A 17,319-nucleotide genomic window follows, 5' to 3' on the forward strand; every position below is an offset into this window, starting at 1 on the left:
TAAGGTAAAAACTTTACCATATTAAAAGCCTCGACTATGGTTAAAACGATGTATACACACCAACTATTTAATCAATTACAAGGAATTTAATGATGAATAAATACACAGTAGCTTTTCTCTTTAGTTTGTCAAGCCTACTCTTTCTACCTAGCTTTCTTCACGCAGCACCTGTAAAGAACGAGGCTAGTCAGGTAAAAACAGTAAAAGTAAATATAAACACAGCTCACCTAGAGGAATTAATATTGTTACCAGGTATAGGTGCGAAGAAGGCGCAATCTATTATTGAGTATCGGACAAAAAATGGAAAGTTCAAATCGTTAAATGAATTAACAGAAGTAAAAGGTATTGGGAGTAAAATGTTACAAAAACTAGAAGGCAGAATAAAACTAAATTAACCAGTAGATGTTAGCAATGCCGCCCATCCAAATGAATGAGCGGCAAACCATTAATACTTAAGAGTAGTTAAGAAGTCTTTAAACTCACCACCCAACTCAGGATGACGTAATGCATATTCAACATTTGCCGTCATATATCCAAGTTTACTGCCACAATCATGGCTTCTGCCTTTCATGTAATAAGCATCCACTTGCTCAGTTTCCATCAAAGAAGAAATAGCGTCGGTTAATTGCACTTCATCTCCGGCTCCTGGCGGAGTGAATTCTAATAAACCCCAAATTTTTCCTGACAGAACATAACGCCCTACCACAGCTAAATCAGAAGGCGCATCTTCTAATGCAGGCTTTTCAACCATATCATAAATTTTTCCAGATTCACCTTGAGTTAATTCAAGCCCTTCTAAATCGACAACACCGTACTTGCTAACTTCTTCTTGGGGGACTTGCTCAACCATAATTTGGCTAACACGATTAGTGTTAAATTTGGCCACCATATCTGCCAAATTATCTTTTTTCAAATTACTTGTATACTCATCAATAATTACATCAGGCAATACCACTGCAAATGGAGCATCTCCGACCATAGGTCTGGCACACAATACTGCATGCCCTAACCCTTTAGCGACCCCTTGACGTACATGCATAATAGTTACGTCTTTTGGACAGATTGCTTGTACTGCTTCCAAAAGCTGACGTTTCACCCTTTTTTCTAAAGTTGCTTCAAGTTCGAAACTAGTATCAAAGTGATTTTCGATACTATTTTTACTTGCGTGAGTCACTAAAATTATTTCTTTAATTCCAGCAGCGACACACTCAGAAACCACATACTGGATAAGGGGTTTATCTACCACTGGTAACATTTCTTTCGGAATAGCTTTAGTAGCGGGTAACATTCTGGTACCCAATCCAGCTACTGGTATTACTGCTTTTTTAACTTGACTCATTTTTTAAAGTTCCTTTACTGATAAACCACGACCAATCGCGTAATAATGCAAACCATATTCCATCATTCGAGTTGGCTCGAAGAGATTACGTCCATCGAATAGTAGTGGGATTGACAGATTTTGCTTAATCAAATCAAAATCTGGAGCCCTAAATTCTTGCCACTCGGTACAAATCACCAAAAAGTCTGAACCTTCTAGGGCCGCTTCTTTTGTTCCCATTAGCGATAGGTCTTCCCTAATTCCGTAAATACGCTGTGTTTCTTCCATTGCTTCCGGATCAAAGGCTTTCACTTTAGCTCCAGCTGCCCATAAATTTTCCATTAACACACGGCTAGATGCTTCGCGCATATCATCAGTATTTGGTTTAAAAGATAAGCCCCACAATGCGACCGTTTTACCTTTTAAATCTCCAGAAAAGTGACGAGAGATATATTCAAATAACTTTTCTTTTTGAGCATAGTTTACTTCTTCAACTGCTTCTAAAACTCTAGCAGTATATCCAGCAGCTGTTGCACTACGAGCAAGCGCTTGCACATCTTTTGGGAAACAAGAGCCACCATAACCACAACCAGGATAAATAAATTGATAGCCAATTCTAGGATCTGAACCTATACCACGTCTAACATTTTCTATATCAGCACCAAATACTTCAGCAAGATTAGACATCTCATTCATAAAGCTAATCTTAGTTGCCAACATACAATTTGCTGCATATTTAGTTAACTCCGCACTTCGAATATCCATCACAATAATTTTGTCATGGTTACGGTTGAAGGGAGAATATAACTCTCTCAACTTTTTCTCTGCAGTTTCACTATTTGTACCCAAAATGATACGGTCAGGTCGCATACAATCATTTACGGCAGCTCCTTCTTTTAAAAATTCTGGATTCGATACAACATCGTAAGTCACTGACTTAGACAATTTTTCCAAAGTATTAGAGATCTTAGCACTAACTTTATCAGCAGTGCCTACTGGAACAGTAGATTTGTTAATCACTATTTTAGGAGATGACATATGTTCTGCTATAGTCTCTGCCACAGCAAGCACATATTTTAGATCCGCAGAGCCATCTTCATCAGGGGGCGTACCAACTGCAATAAATATAACTTCTCCGTGCTCTATTCCCTTTGCTGCATCTGTACTAAAGTCAACCCTACCAGCTTCATAGTTTGAGGTCACCAAAGGAGTTAAGCCTGGCTCATAAATAGGAATGTGGCCTTCTTTTAAACGATCTACCTTTTTTTGGTCTACATCGATACACATAACATCATGTCCAACTTCCGCCATCACAGCAGCTTGCACTAAACCTACGTACCCAATACCAAACACTGTTACTTTCATTGTTATTTATTCCCTAAACAGATATCAAATTTAAAATACTATTGTTTTATTAAGATTTTACGAATTTCTGAAATAAACCTTAATTATGTTTATTTATCACCAATTATCAGAAAATGCACCTTGTCGCTTCCAAATGCCATCCCAAAGACCACAAATCATAAATTTTACTCGCTGCACTCTATTTTTTTGAAGCAATGCATTAGCAAAAAAACGAATAGGCAACACCCCCAAATTTCTAAACTTCCAATACCAAGGAACATAACCTCTTCTAGCTAGAATAAAGATATTGCGAAATTGATAATACAACCTAACAGGTGACCCTACTTTATACGTTATGCCTGCAAACTTACTTCTTGAATCACCCAAGCGATGCACCATTTCAACTTTATCTGCCACTGCAACTAATAAGTTATGCTGTTTAGCCCGCCAACACCATTCATGATCCACGCCATCTATGTATAAAGACTCGTCTTTAAAGCCAATTTTATCTAATTGCGATAGATCAATCATCATACCAGAAGATATTATTTGAGTTACACATACTAGCTCGTCGTATACAGCGACTTCACGTTGTACTCTTGGTTTTACAGTTTTCTCAGAGAATGAGCAAATAATACGGGGGCCTATTGCAACCAATGGGCGATTTTCAACTTTGGATGCCACCATTAGACTGGATAATCGAAACGCAAAATCATCATCGAAGCGACTGTCTTGATCTAATAATAAACCGTAAATACAACCTGCAGCCTTCAGGTCTTTCAACCCAATATTATGAGCAGCTGCTACTCCGATGTTGTTAGGAAAGTGATGATAATGAAATGCTTTCTTATCAAAAGAAATATCGGTAGGCTTCGGAGAATTATCAATAATACTGACGATATCAACTTGTTCAGTTGTTGCCTTAAGTAAGGCCTTGACCATTTCTAACTCTGGTTTGTATAAAATTATAGTTGCGCCAATCACTCGTTATTTACCGACTTATTTAAAAAATATCTATCTACCTTGTATGCCAGCTTAACAACTTTCGAAGGCATTAACCTCAAAAAGAGCACGGCACAAGCATAAAAGATATTCCCAAGACTGTATCGTTTTAATACCTTCATTGTATAGAACCGAGCTTTAAATTCATTTAAAGACTTACTTAACCCTCGACGTTTATAAAAATCGTTAACACGTCTAAATTCCAGCAGTGGCTCAGGCAAATTGGCAAATTTGTATCCAGCAGCACACAGTTCTACCCACAAAAAATAATCTTGGGTATTTTGTAACGCGTCGTTGTATCTATGTCCAGCTTTAAACACCTCCATTCTAACCACTACAGTAGGGTGATTGATGGCACAGCGTTTAGGTAAAATACGGAATATATCACCATGATTTTTAGGTAATTTACGTTTACCTACTTTTCTACCATGTTCATTGATTTCAATTAAAGATGTGCCTAGTACCTGAGTATTCTTATGTGTCTTTAGAAAGTTAATTTGTTTTTCAAAGCGCTCCGAATGGGAAATATCATCTGCATCCATTCTGAAAAAATATTCTACAGTAGGTAGGTTTTTAATCGTCCAATCAATCACAAAATTCATGCAGGCACTCAACCCCACATTGACTGCAGATTTAATCAACTGCACGTTATCTCGCTCAGTACTTAGCTGTGAAAGAAAATTAAACACTTCTTCTTTCACCTCTCCATCTAGCACCAATACCAACTGAAAATTTTGGTAACTTTGAGAAAGGACACTTTCTACCGATTGCGTCACCCAATCGAGCTGATCCTCAATGTAAACGCCCATACCTACTACAGAATCAATTTTCTCGAGCAAATTAATTCCGAATATAGGGGTAAATTGATTATTCAAATGAGGTTACAACCTGTTCATGTGATATTAATAATTGGATATATCGTTAACCCGTCAGTATATCAAAAAAACTGAGCATTACATTAGTGATTGTGCTAACCGATGCACAAATAAACAATCAGACTAAAAAACCTATTCAGTAAATAATTTTTTGAGGTGTTTACTGAAAGACGCTAGCGCGTTTAACTTTACTTGTTCATTTACTGTCTGCTGATTCTGGTAATGATTGCGATACTCTTCGATATCATGCTTTGCAATTTCAATAAATTTTTCCAGTTTAAATGATGAGGTATCGAGACCGACCTTATTTCCTAAAAACTCAACTAAGTGTTCAGGATCTAACATGCTTACAGCGGAACCATGGGCTACTCGGTTACTTTTTTTCGGAATAAATAGCGAAGGTAATGTCGTAACTTGAGTAAAAAAGTGAGAGGATTTTACCCGCGGTTGCAAGATGCATGTATACACTCCCTCACACATTGGACGACGGCCAATTATATAAATGTTTGCATTTAACTCACCTAACAACTCCAATATATGTAACCCTCCGCCTTCAGCGAATACAATGTCCGTCGCACTCTTGTATATATCTAGCTGTTCAAGTAGTGAATGTTCCTGAGGATAAAAAATCTGGTAACCTTGGCTAGCAAAGTAGTTTTCTAAATAGCTCTCTGCCGCATAGGCACCACGTAATTTAAAGTGGATCCTACTCACGTAGATTTTTTTAAATTCTGTCCTCTTGCCCTGAATATTATTACGCAGCTCACAACGCTTTAGAAACGCCAGATAATCACTACCAACGGATTGCTGAGAACGGAAAAAACTGGCCTGTTCAGGTACCACTATTTTGTCAACAATAGAGGGAGTAAACAGGTATTTAATTTTTTTCTCTGGGATCCCCAAGTAATCCAAGGCCTGTAAAAAAATAGACGGTAATTTATATTTAAATTGACGCAACCAAGGAAACTGAGCAGGAGTCTGGGGAAGTAAAATCACTTGCTTGATAGACTCCCCGAGCCCTTGAGTGACATACTCATACCCCCAAGCTCGATGAATACTCTCAGCTAAGAAGTGTCCAAAGTTGTTAAATACTGGTCCTAAATAAAGAGATTGCCCCGTACTTTTACGGCTTTTACCTTCGTATGTTTCTAGAAAATCTTGGTTTGTTGCAAGATCAAGTTCTGAGCTATTTTGAAAGATAGTCTTCCCTCTAAATTGCTCTGAAAAAGCAGGTTTATTTGTGTGTACGATACCGCCATTTACTTTCCCAGGAGTACTATCTGGAGCCATAGGGACAATTTGAGCATTTTCTAATACACAAAGCCTTGCTGAGGGCGAGAGTTGTGCTGGCAATATCTTCTGTTTTTTCAATTTAGCTTTTTCACCTACTCTTTAAGTGAAAAATTTTCACGTTTGAGGGTTAAATTTGGGTTGTAAGCGGGATCATGCTCTATGTAGACATGCCAAGTCTCTTGTAAATAAACCAATTCACTTTCAAATCGAGCTCTTTTTTCTACGGTATCATCAAGTCCTCGAGATATTGATTCATGGTGATAAAGGACAGCTTCAGCACAATAAAGATTTCTACGTCCCAACTCCAAAACTCGCAAACAAAAATCAACGTCATTGAAGGCAACGGTTAAATCAATTTCATTTAGTCCGCCTACAGCTAAATAGTCGGATTTTTTAACTAATAAACAAGCCGCGGTTACCGCACTGAAATTATGAGAGGCAATTAAACGATTTAAATATCCTGGGTGATAACGAGGAAAATATTTATGCGCATGGCCTGCACCTCCTCCATACCCCATCACAACGCCAGCGTGCTGAATACGATTATCGGGATAAAGCAATTTAGCCCCTACACAACCAATATCTTCCCGTAAAACATGGCCAACCATAAAATCAAGCCAGTCGGCAGAGATAACCTCAATATCATTATTCACTAACCCAACTACACTTCCCTGAGCATGTTTCACTGCAAAGTTATTAATCGCGGAGTAATTAAAGTCATAGGGGTATGCTAACACTCGCACTTTAGCTTCATTCTGATTTAGTTGCTCAAAATAAGCTAATGCATCAGCATCATCTGAATTGTTATCCACTAACAATATTTCGTAATTGTCATACTTTGTTTTAGAAATTATCGACTCAATACAGTTTTTTACTAATTCCTTGGCATTTTTAGTAGGGATGACAAGGGAAACCATAGGTGTAGTTGAAGTATCCCACTTAACTTGTGCAACCTCACTATTCTTACGATTGTTTGAAATAAATTTAGGGTAATCTAAACTTAATAGTTCACTTTCCCAGTTAACAGGATTTTTCAAACTTTTATGCACTAAACTAAAAGGAATATGAACTATAGGTACCGAGTTATTTTTCAGATAAATGTCCACCAGCCAAATTGCCATTACGGACGAAGAAATAGTTTGGTCAGCAAATTGGCAAAAGTGCTCAATTATTTCGGCACCACAGAGCATTACCCCCGTATTCACATATCCAGTAGCTAATTGTAAATCAGGGTTCCAGTCTGGGTAAAGCTCTGCACGATAACGCACTTGTGACTTATCAAAATGATCAACATCACAATAAAGAACTTTACTTTCATCAGGGTTAGTAAGGTAAGTATGCATAAGAGCCAAGGCTTGTGAATGGATAAAATCTCCACCAGCTATTATAAAAAGAGGAACTGAAAGCTCTTCTTTTTCTATCTGCCTAAGGTCGTAAACCGGTTTGTCCGAAGTCAGATTTAACTCATCTAACATCAAATCAACGGTCTTCGTTTGCCCTGAAACAAAAACCTTACAAATACTTGGATTGTCCAACAATGCTTCAATGCTATTTTTGTCAAACTTAGACTTTCCAGTGAGCATTACTAAACCATTAACTCGTCTCTGAACACTATAATGTTTGAGTTTATTAGCTATGTCTGCATTTTGCTTTTTGATCGTCTTCACATATAGTTTTTGTAATTTCTGGGGAGACGGAAAACCATAAAACAACCCTGACTTTTGTAAACTTTTGCTGTATAAATTGAATAACCATAACCGACTCCGCATGTTTTTTCTAAATTTTGAAGGAAATAACCCTACGACAAACTTCACTGCTTGCATCATCTGCTTTGACGGAATTATGTTCAATTACGCTCCTTTTCAATTTTCAAAATTAACCGCTATCAATTCTTTATTTTAATACTGATTTAATGGCACTTAGAAGCCGTTTGACTTGAAGGCGCAATTTAAAAGCCTTGTGCATATATTTGTATTTTAAATCACATGAGTCGATAAATATTTTATGAAAGTGAGTACTATCTGAAGATGCTGAATTTTGTATTTCTTTTGTTAATAAGTAATAATCAGCCTTTAGTTCTTTTTGTAAAAAATGACAAACGGATAAAAAGTCATTCACCTTTAGTTCCTGCTTAATAAAGGTCTTTGGATTCGCAAACTTCATATCAGAAATCAATACATTTAAACAACTAGCGCTTAGTTCTCTAGCACTATTTTCAATAATAGAAGAATAGTAGACACTATCTTCGATATACTGTTTAGTTGGAATTAAGGAGTAGTCACTAGTTCCTTCTTGATAACCCTGTAGAGCCCTATCTACCTTTGCTTGGAATTCGTGCAATTGAAACTGGTTAAACCATCGTTTAAACTCTAAAGCCTCAAACTGGTAAGAACTATTCACCATAGGTAAGCTAGCTTGAGTATTAATTCCTAATATCGACAGCAAATCTGAAACAATATTACCATCTTTAAAATATTTCTCACCATAGACCCTTAAATGCAGGTCATCGACATTGAACTGCTTAATAAACTCAACAAAACTATCCATATATGGCAGTCGTTTTGTTCTCCCCGTATTTATTTTTTCCGTTTGAAAATGGCGTTTAACTGATTGATTATAACTAGACTCTCTTATTTCTAATGGGTTTCGAATATATCCAATAAACTTAGCATCAGGAATATGAGTTTTTAATTCTGTCATGCGCTTGAAAAAAAACTCCGAGGATAGCAATAAAGTAGAATACTCACTTTTATAAAAATCATTTAACATTTTACTTAGTCGGTCTTCATTCAAACAAAGTTGCTTGTCCGCATCAAGATCATATATCAATCTTACGTTGCCCGAACTAACTCCATTTATATCTACACTATGCGGAGGATAATAAACACCTTGTTCATTAAGAAAAGATATATTGCTGCTGAGCCACTTTTGGACGGCTGATGTGCCAGTTTTAGCTGGACCTAAATGAATATAAATTTCTTTATTGCTAACTTCCACGTACGACCCACTAAATTAATTAATTTCCGATGTAAATTCAATCACTACCAGTAACTATAATATTTATCTTAATTCAATAGCTCTAGAAATTTCACTCTCAAACTTAAAGATTGTATTTATACCATTTCTCACTTAAGCAATAACTATTTAAAAAAAAGACTAAATCTTTACTATACTTATCAACTACTTAAAAAGTAAACCCGATTTTTCACCCTCTTAGTGAACTAAGCCAGTTCTTCTCAAACTCTTTACTTAATTCAACAATGCCTTCACTGGCCGATAAACCTGTGTCATTTATAAGTTTGAGATACTTACTACACAAATTCTGCCTAGATTTATCAAATTTAATACCATCGAATTCAACACCGCCAACCACATCCTCGAGTGTTGTAGCTCTATTTATTTTAGCTAGTGGGAAAGTAGGCAAAGCCATGACATCAGCTAACTCTTGAGTTCGTGAATCATGTGCCATGAATATACTTGGTGTACCAGACTGAAGTGCAAGCATATTACCGTGAAGTCTTGTGCCCAAAGATAAATCATATTGCTGTAGCTGGTGCATCCATTCGTTTACATTATAGTAAGATTTAAAGTTAGCCTTTAGCATTTTCTTAAAGTAAGGTAACGATACTGATGGAGCAAATAAATTGTGTACTCGTTTAATTAAGTTTGAATCCAATTTATTGAATTCGTGATGGGACACCTTAACCAAATCAAGTGGTGCTTGATTGACAATTTCAACGTTTCTTCCATATGTCCAATGAAACATCACACGTACTTTCTCGGCTAACTTTTCTGTAATATCAATGTTAAGAGAAAGATTATCCACATTGTCTATATTGGAAAAACGTTGCTGCAAACGCTGCCCCAAATCTTTAGACGAATTTATAAAATTTGATGGGCATCCCAAAACTTGAACGTTGTTTACATTATTTTCTGCGAGCACTTGAGCGGTAAAGTTCCCTCTCACACCTATGCTAATAGCTCTTTCTGAAATTACTTTTAAGAAACGCTTCGTGCCTGCATTAAAATTTAACTTTTTACTTGTATCGGGAGCTTGCGCGCCTAGCCCGCATATTAATAAAGGTAAATCTGCCTTATCAATTAAATCAGCCAACCCCCCCATATCCCAATCAGGATTAAGTTGGTTTGCCGCAGGAAATACAATAACATCATAATTTTCACGTACGTATACAGGATCAAATGTCCAACCAAAGTAATCTTTATGATTTGTCAGCTGTTGATTCATGGCATACCAAAAAGCCAAATTGCCAGTGTTTAAACCAACTTCTTTAAACAACTCATCTACTGTTTTTCGATAACTGTTGTCAATAAAACCGGGACGTCCTATAAAGGCTATTTTTTTAGAATTCATTTCTGTACAACTTTTTTAAATTTCATCGGGTCGATGACTGGATTGGAAAATTAAATAAAAAGGGATGTAATTTTTTATAAACGCGAAAAATCAACTCAAAATTTTCACGAAGCATTCTACTGGAGAGCTATTATGCTGGTCAAGTAATTATACTTATGCCTAATTTTAATTCTCTACATGGCAACACTTGAAAACAGTCAGGTATAAAAACTTACCTTTTAATACTATTTAGAGCAGTCCCTAACTTCGAAATAAAACCTCTTTTAAGTTGATATTTAGTTAAAAATATTTTGATTCTATGAGGAGCTTGTAACGAACATGTGTTTTGCACTTTGTTTAATGCAATACCTATTTCCTTAAATATTACTGGATGGCTGTTTTTCAAAAATTCACAAATTTTCTCGAATTCGGTATCACTTATCAATTGACTCTTATGAGGTAAACTTGTACGTTTTTGGATATAAGCGATTAGCTCCTTAGCATTATAAACCCTGTTAGAGTTCACAAAGTCTCTAATAGATGTTAAGGCTTGCTTTTGATAGTTTTCAAATAGTGTTGGCGGAAGTAATGAAAAATGTTCTTTTCCACGACTATACTCTTGTAAAACCTCATCTAGTAACGTATCCAAATTCAACAAAGAAAATTGATTAATCCATCGTTTAAACTCTAACGCTTCAAATGCATAGGAACTATTTGTTGAATACTTAGTTACTTGTAAATTAGAAATATCTAAAACAGTACAAAAATCTTTTAATATATCAAAACCATCTTCAGAAAATGGGAGGTAAGCTCTTAATATAAACTTTTTACTTCCAATAACTTCAACAGCTTCCGATAATATATTAAGTGTTGTTGTATGCAGATTTTTACTAAACTCAGCTGGTCCGCAGTTCATGTGTCTTTTAATAGATTGATTATAACTAGATTCATAAGTATCTATAGGGCAACGGACGTAAGCAATAAACTTCGCTTGAGGTATTAAAACAGCAATTTCTTTAGCTAGATAAAAAAAATACTCTGAACTTAATAGTAATGTATGTTGAGTAGAATTGTTAAACTCCGCTATTAATGAGCTAATTTTATCTTCACATACCTGCCACTTATTATTGCAGTCAAGCGACAAAATAGCTTCTAAATTACCAGAGCTAATGCCATTTGCCCCAAGACCATGAGTAGGATAGTTAATACCCATTTGACTAAGGGTGTCTCGGTGTTGCAACAGCGCTAATTGAATAGCAGAAGTACCACTCTTTGGTGGTCCAACATGGATTAAAATTCTTTTATTCATACTTTTTTATAAACAGTTTTCAATCTACCATTTTTACAAATTTCAATTAACAGGTCATCACAATTAATTATTGACATTATTTGTATATAAAAATAAATGCTTCTTAACACACTCTACAGTACTCAATGGTGTCGTAATATTAGCTGCAAGTTTGTTACGCAAACTTCTATCACTTACACACAAACTAATTTTATCAGCCAAATCACACGCGCTGCCATGCCGGAAATGTAATCCATCGATGCCGTTTTTAACTTTTTCTTGCATGCCACCAATATCGCTAACAATAAGAGGTACACCACAATTAAACGCTTCTTGAATCACCATGGGAGAGTTTTCCCACCAAACAGAGGGGACAACAGCCCAATCTACTGTGGCTAGAATTGTAGGCATTTCCTGAGGTTCGTAGGCGCCGTGAAAATGCACTCTAGCCCCATACTTTTCCATAAGGCTACGCACCTTTTGTTGATAACTTCCTGTTTGATGCTCTAAATTAGCCCCATGTATTTCTATCATCACTTGTTTCTTAACATGTTTGCTTAACCCAGCTAGGGCACCTATCAACACATCAATTCCCTTGTAGGGGTTAATTTGACCAAAGAATGCAAATTTTACCGGTCTAAACTCATTGCCGACCTCTATAGGTGAGGTATTTGGGGTAAAGTTGTTTTGACCGTTTTCAATGACAGAAATCGTATTTTCATTTATCCCCCACTCTATATATCGATTGGCTAAAAACGCAGATGGGGATACAAAATGATCAACGTTTTGAAAAATACGTTTAATATATTGCTCACGTAAAAAGAAGTCTCCAGGCTGCTTCTCAGGGAAACAACTATGACAATCCCGCGACGTGGCTTTATAACAAAGTTTACCATTGGTTTTAACCATCAACCCTTTGTTGTGGCAAATGGCTAAATATTCATGCAATGTTAGAATAATTTTAGCATTAGGTAATGACTGTTTAATCTCTTCGAGTATCTCAATACCCAATAAAAAGTAGTGATGTAAATGCACTACGTCGGGTTTAATAAGTAATAGTAGATCTCTAAACTCTTGCCACATATGCCGAGTTTTGATGTTTGAAAATAAAAAGCCATCATCCATGGTAGTGTGAAATAAGATTTCACGAGCGCCATTTCGTTGTGAAAAAGCCGCGCCACCATGAGGTGTTTGGTCAGTCCGAGCCAGAAAATAAGCGTCAACGCCTTGATTCAAGTTTTCCTTGAACATATTGTAGGCGGCCATTTCAGCCCCCCCTTTATTCAAGTCCGGGTGACCATGAGAGACAATTAATAGGCGCTTCCCTTGTAAACTACTCATGCTGACAACTCCTGAATCAAATTACGCCACTTATTTGCCTGATATGCCCCATTAGCTAAGGTCAATTTAAACTTCCAATCTCCACTATCAACTAAATCTTGGGATAAACGTTCTAGATGATAGAGCTTTATTTTTCCGGACACATACACTTTATAGCCTCTGTCGATGACTTTTAAGCAAAGATCTGAATCCTCAAAGTCCCCCAACACATACATAGAATCAAAACCCTCTAACTCTCTGTATAATTTTGTAGTCATTAGCATGCATGCGCCCGTTGTGATGGGCGTTTGATAGACATCATCTAATGGCACTAAGCCCACAGGCACTCCCTTAAATGGATGGTGATTCATCCAAATTCCTGGATAGTGGGAGTCCTCTCTAAACTCCATTCCGGCATGTTGAACGGTTTCATCTTCATAGATAAGCGTTGCACCCATGATCCCAGCATCTTCTAACGATGCAAACTGCTCTAGATAAACTTCAAGCCAAGCATTTTGTTTAGGTAAAATATCGGAATTAAGTAACAATAAATGCTCTGATGTGGCGAACTCCACACCTAAGTTATTGGCACCCGCAAAGCCCCTATTGCGCTCAGATAAAATCAACTTGAATGGGTATCTAAAGGTTTTGAATAAACCATGGGCAGTAATCAATACTTCTCGTTGTAACGCCGGGTCATCTAATACGTAAATGACTTCCACAGCTGCCATAAAAGGATCAGCCGCGAAGTTAGCTAACTGGTGCTGCATAAAGTCGTAGCGCCCATAAAGCGGAATAATAACACTCACTTTTGGCACTTCAATAACCTCACCAAACACTTTTAATTCACGGTTGTTATTTTTAGATTGTTTGGCTTTCCAGATACGGTGAATTTCAGGTAGCGCCTCTGCATGTAGGGTCTCTAAAGCCCCCACTTTAGCAATATCAACACCTTGTAAAATCCTTTTTATTTTCTCAACATCTTTGTCTCGGTTTCTAATAATTAGACTACTGGATGAATTAGATCCAGCTAGAGATATCCCGTAATTTTCAACGAACTTTTTCGCTTCTTCTTGGCGAATGGGAACATGGCTTAATACCTCAGCAACATTATTTGCTTGTTTGAAGTTCAACTTTGACATACTAAACAGAGTTTGCGAATGGCTTATGGATATATGATCTAAATCACCAGATACTCCAGAGATCACAGCTAAAAATCCAAGACAACTATTGTCACCGGGGAGTTGGAATCGTTGAACCACATCGTTTCTAGGGTAAGTAAATAAATCAAGTTCTAACTTTTGAGCATCACAATGGGCTTCTATCATATTGGCATTCAGAGCTGCAGTTTTATGTGCTGCCCATCCTAGTATTAAAACCATATTTCCTTGACTTATAATAAAATCCACATGTAGCAATGCATCCTTAGACAACTTCCTTTTTAACGAATTTTTAAGCCTATTTAGCAAACTAATATACTCCTTGGTACAACATAGTAGATAACCCCGCCTGTAACTATCATGCCGATTCTATTTTTTAAAATTGAATTTCAGTTACTAATTAAACCTCTTAACCCACTATTTAATCTTATAAATTTTAAAAGGTTCTTCGGATAAACATTACGGTATTACAGTAAAAGAAATTTCTCTGATAGTTCTTCTGAATGAATTCAAGAAATGATACATTACGTCGGTTTTTAAATCATTAATTAAGTAGGTAAAGGATGTCTGAAACAGCACAATTTGTGATTGAAGACTTTACGGCGGGATTTCTCTCTGGTTGGTATTTCAATAACACCAAGTCTTCTGAGTCGTCTTCTTTTCAAATTGAAATCAATGGCAAAGTTATAGGCACTGGTGAAGCGAATTTATTCAGGCAGGACCTAAAAGAAGCAGGTTTCACCGATGGATGTCATGCATTTCGAGTGTTCATTGATGATAAAATCACCCAATATGGTGAGTTGTCGATTAGGTTGTGTTCAGACACAGGTGACAAAATAGCGGGTAATAGTTTCGTGTTTGAAAGACTAAAACCTGTATTTGAAATGGATTTAAAATTCACAGATTCGTTTAATTTAATTTTTAATACCTATGCAGACCAAGCATATTCGAACCTTCGTATACAGCTTAATGCAGGAAATGAAATTGTTTACTTTCAACCCTTTAGTATCTCCGAGGGGAATAGCCAGGTTTCAGTTTCAATTCCTACAGAATTACTAGATGGTATCGAGCGACTATATACCATTGGATTGGAAGGCAGTTCTAATGCACTGTGGCAAGGTCATGCTAAATTTTCCCCGATACTTACGCCAAGAGAGCATCTTAAAAATCCTCACAAGACTTCTCGATTAATAAGTGACTGTGCCCAGTCTTCTTTTCGATACGAATCTTTAAAATTGTGGTTCGATGAAAATTTAGATTTGCCAACACTTAATAATATCCACAAAGCTCACAATGTTTTATGTGAAGGCTGGAGTGATAGAAATGAATATCCAAAAATAACTTTACCTAAATTTGATAAACCAATAGTAAGTATCATTATTCCGGCTTATAACAAGTTTGAGTTGACCTACCATTGTATTGCCTCATTAATACTCGCTTTTAATAAAACACCTTTCGAAGTGATTTTAGCAGATGACTGTTCAACTGATGAAACAGAAGAAGCAGAGAACTACATAGAAAATTTAGTAGTCTCACGAAATAAAAAAAACCTAATGTTTCTTCGTAACTGTAATAAAGCAGCAGAGATTTGCCAAGGAGAATATCTTCTATTCCTAAATAATGACACCGAAGTCACATCGTGTTGGCTAGATGAATTGATCGATATTATATCTTCAAATGACAATTGTGGCCTAGTAGGAAGTAAGCTTCTTAACGAAGACGGTTCACTACAAGAAGCTGGCGGTATAGTTTGGGCTTCGTGCACCCCTTGGAATGTAGGAAATGGCGAGAACCCAAATAAACCTGAATATAACTATGTTCGACATGCCGATTATTTAAGTGGCGCGTCCCTTTGTATTCGCAAAGATATTTGGGAGCAAGTTGAAGGTTTTAGCGATTATTTAGCACCCGCATACTTTGAAGACACTGATATTGCATTCAAAGTGCGCGAAGCAGGATATTCAACCCTTTATGTACCAAGCTCTGAGGTATTTCATTTCGAAGGTATGACTAATGGTAGAGACCTCAATAGTGGAGTGAAGAAAAACCAAGTCGTTAATTTCAAGAAGTTTGCTCAACGTTGGTCATCGACAGTAAGATACAATGGGCAACAAGGTATAGAGAATTTACAGATTGAAAAAGATCGTAAGATTCAAAAGCGTATTTTGGTGTTGGATTATACAGCTCCAGATCCCAACAGAGATGCAGGTTCTTATGCTGCAATTCAAGAAATAAAATTAATGCAATCTCTGGGCTTTAAAGTCACGTTTGCAACAGATAATCTTGCTCATTTAGGTGATCTAACTATTAAACTACAGAAAATGGGCGTGGAAGTTTTATACGCTCCCTTCTATATTTCTATCGACTATATGTTATCGAAGCGCCTAAAAGAAATGGACGCAGTCTATATCACTCGTTATTACGTAGCACAGAGTTTTGTTGATAGAATCAAGAGTCTTCAACCCTCAATTCCAATATTATTCAATAATGCAGACCTGCATTTTTTACGAGAATTGCGAGCAGCTAAATCTGATGAAGAATTAACAAAAGCACTCAAAACCCGTGGAGATGAATTGGATATCTGCAAAAAAGTAGATGCAATTTTATGTTACAACAGCACCGAACATGCAGTAATCACATCGCATATATTGGAACAACGTAACTTTCACATAACTCCTTGGGTACTCGAAAGCAAAAAAACCGGCCCTAGTTTTGACGAGCGTGAAGGAATCGCCTTTCTTGGAGGTTATGGTCACCAGCCAAATGTAGAAGCGGTTGAATATTTGGTTGATAAAATCATGCCTTTACTGCAATCCAGCCGCCCAGATATAAAACTTTATGTTTATGGCAGTAAAATGCCGAAGTCTTTCAGCGACTATGAGTGTGAAAATATTGAAATGGTCGGGTTTGCTGAAAATTTAGACGATGTTTTCCATAAGCACAGAGTTTTTGTGGCTCCTTTATTATCAGGTTCAGGAATTAAAGGGAAAGTTTTAGAAGCTATGGCTTACCAAGTTCCCTGTGTCTTAACCGATGTTGCCGCTGAAGGAACAGGCTTGAGCAATGGCATATCCTGTTACATAGCGAACACACCAGAAGAATGGAACAAAAATATTATAGACTTATATGATAATCCTAAAATTTGGAATGATTTCTCACAAGGGGAAAAGCAAATAGTTAAAGAGCAATATTCTCAAGAAAATGGATTGAAGAAATTTTCAGAGATATTTTCCAGTGTTGGGGTTTATACGAGCGATTTGAGAGATATTTAAATCAAAAGCTATTCCCTTCAAAAGAAAGCCTTGCAATAATTTTTAAAGCTTGCAGTAGCAAAAAATCAAACCTGGCGAATACGAAAATTAAGGATA

At 36.6% G+C, this 17,319-nt stretch carries 13 protein-coding genes; 2 read left to right on the forward strand and 11 right to left on the reverse strand.

Annotation, left to right across the window (positions count from 1 at the left end; translation table 11 throughout):
* Positions 1–89: 89 nt before the first annotated feature.
* Positions 90–395, forward strand: coding sequence for a helix-hairpin-helix domain-containing protein (locus tag ABJE44_RS09545; RefSeq protein WP_348111806.1), 306 nt, complete (start codon positions 90–92; stop codon positions 393–395).
* A gap of 50 nt (positions 396–445) precedes the next feature.
* Here ABJE44_RS09545 and galU read toward each other — a convergent pair whose 3' ends face one another.
* The 11 genes from galU to ABJE44_RS09600 form a co-directional block, all read right to left on the reverse strand.
* Entirely contained in the window at positions 446–1,339 is an 894-nt protein-coding gene (galU, locus tag ABJE44_RS09550) for a UTP--glucose-1-phosphate uridylyltransferase GalU (RefSeq protein ID WP_348111807.1), read from the reverse strand.
* Positions 1,340–1,342: 3 nt separating this feature from the next.
* Positions 1,343–2,683 carry a UDP-glucose/GDP-mannose dehydrogenase family protein gene (locus ABJE44_RS09555; RefSeq protein WP_348111808.1) on the reverse strand — a complete coding sequence of 447 codons (1,341 nt, stop codon included), beginning with the start codon at positions 2,681–2,683 and terminating at the stop codon, positions 1,343–1,345.
* 96 nt (positions 2,684–2,779) lie between these two features.
* Positions 2,780–3,604 carry a glycosyltransferase family 2 protein gene (locus ABJE44_RS09560; RefSeq protein WP_348111809.1) on the reverse strand — a complete coding sequence of 275 codons (825 nt, stop codon included), beginning with the start codon at positions 3,602–3,604 and terminating at the stop codon, positions 2,780–2,782.
* Positions 3,605–3,642: 38 nt separating this feature from the next.
* The gene (locus ABJE44_RS09565; RefSeq protein WP_348111810.1) at positions 3,643–4,539 is read right to left on the reverse strand and encodes a glycosyltransferase; all 897 of its coding nucleotides are present in this window, start codon (positions 4,537–4,539) and stop codon (positions 3,643–3,645) included.
* 132 nt (positions 4,540–4,671) lie between these two features.
* Positions 4,672–5,910 carry a glycosyltransferase 61 family protein gene (locus ABJE44_RS09570; RefSeq protein WP_348111811.1) on the reverse strand — a complete coding sequence of 413 codons (1,239 nt, stop codon included), beginning with the start codon at positions 5,908–5,910 and terminating at the stop codon, positions 4,672–4,674.
* A gap of 14 nt (positions 5,911–5,924) precedes the next feature.
* On the reverse strand, positions 5,925–7,682 hold the full coding sequence (locus tag ABJE44_RS09575; protein WP_348111812.1) for a glycosyltransferase family 2 protein: 1,758 nt from the start codon (positions 7,680–7,682) through the stop codon (positions 5,925–5,927).
* A 43-nt stretch (positions 7,683–7,725) separates the two neighbouring features.
* Positions 7,726–8,829: a hypothetical protein gene (locus tag ABJE44_RS09580; RefSeq protein WP_348111813.1), complete on the reverse strand. Its 1,104-nt coding sequence runs from the start codon at positions 8,827–8,829 to the stop codon at positions 7,726–7,728.
* A gap of 208 nt (positions 8,830–9,037) precedes the next feature.
* Entirely contained in the window at positions 9,038–10,204 is a 1,167-nt protein-coding gene (locus ABJE44_RS09585; RefSeq protein WP_348111814.1) for a polysaccharide pyruvyl transferase family protein, read from the reverse strand.
* 211 nt (positions 10,205–10,415) lie between these two features.
* A complete protein-coding gene (locus ABJE44_RS09590) occupies positions 10,416–11,492 on the reverse strand; it encodes a hypothetical protein (RefSeq protein ID WP_348111815.1) in 1,077 nt (358 codons plus the stop codon).
* A 63-nt stretch (positions 11,493–11,555) separates the two neighbouring features.
* Positions 11,556–12,812: a glycosyltransferase family 4 protein gene (locus tag ABJE44_RS09595; protein ID WP_348111816.1), complete on the reverse strand. Its 1,257-nt coding sequence runs from the start codon at positions 12,810–12,812 to the stop codon at positions 11,556–11,558.
* The gene (locus ABJE44_RS09600) at positions 12,809–14,200 is read right to left on the reverse strand and encodes a glycosyltransferase (RefSeq protein WP_348111817.1); all 1,392 of its coding nucleotides are present in this window, start codon (positions 14,198–14,200) and stop codon (positions 12,809–12,811) included. The genes ABJE44_RS09595 and ABJE44_RS09600 overlap by 4 nt, the downstream gene beginning before the upstream one ends.
* 314 nt (positions 14,201–14,514) lie before the next feature.
* Here ABJE44_RS09600 and ABJE44_RS09605 point away from each other — a divergent pair, with 314 nt between their 5' ends.
* Entirely contained in the window at positions 14,515–17,223 is a 2,709-nt protein-coding gene (locus ABJE44_RS09605) for a glycosyltransferase (RefSeq protein ID WP_348111818.1), read from the forward strand.
* Positions 17,224–17,319 lie beyond the last annotated feature (96 nt).

Source organism: Paraglaciecola sp. (assembly GCF_039942875.1).
In the GTDB taxonomy this organism is placed as follows: Bacteria; Pseudomonadota; Gammaproteobacteria; order Enterobacterales; family Alteromonadaceae; genus Paraglaciecola.

Excerpts from the sequence above, each read along its gene's own strand:
- ABJE44_RS09545 (WP_348111806.1), top strand. The coding sequence starts at position 90 with ATGATGAATAAATACACAGTAGCTTTTCTCTTTAGTTTGTCAAGCCTA.
- galU (WP_348111807.1), bottom strand. The coding sequence starts at position 1,339 with ATGAGTCAAGTTAAAAAAGCAGTAATACCAGTAGCTGGATTGGGTACC.
- ABJE44_RS09555 (WP_348111808.1), bottom strand. The coding sequence starts at position 2,683 with ATGAAAGTAACAGTGTTTGGTATTGGGTACGTAGGTTTAGTGCAAGCT.
- ABJE44_RS09560 (WP_348111809.1), bottom strand. The coding sequence starts at position 3,604 with ATGGTCAAGGCCTTACTTAAGGCAACAACTGAACAAGTTGATATCGTC.
- ABJE44_RS09585 (WP_348111814.1), bottom strand. The coding sequence starts at position 10,204 with ATGAATTCTAAAAAAATAGCCTTTATAGGACGTCCCGGTTTTATTGAC.
- ABJE44_RS09590 (WP_348111815.1), bottom strand. The coding sequence starts at position 11,492 with ATGAATAAAAGAATTTTAATCCATGTTGGACCACCAAAGAGTGGTACT.
- ABJE44_RS09595 (WP_348111816.1), bottom strand. The coding sequence starts at position 12,812 with ATGAGTAGTTTACAAGGGAAGCGCCTATTAATTGTCTCTCATGGTCAC.
- ABJE44_RS09605 (WP_348111818.1), top strand. The coding sequence starts at position 14,515 with ATGTCTGAAACAGCACAATTTGTGATTGAAGACTTTACGGCGGGATTT.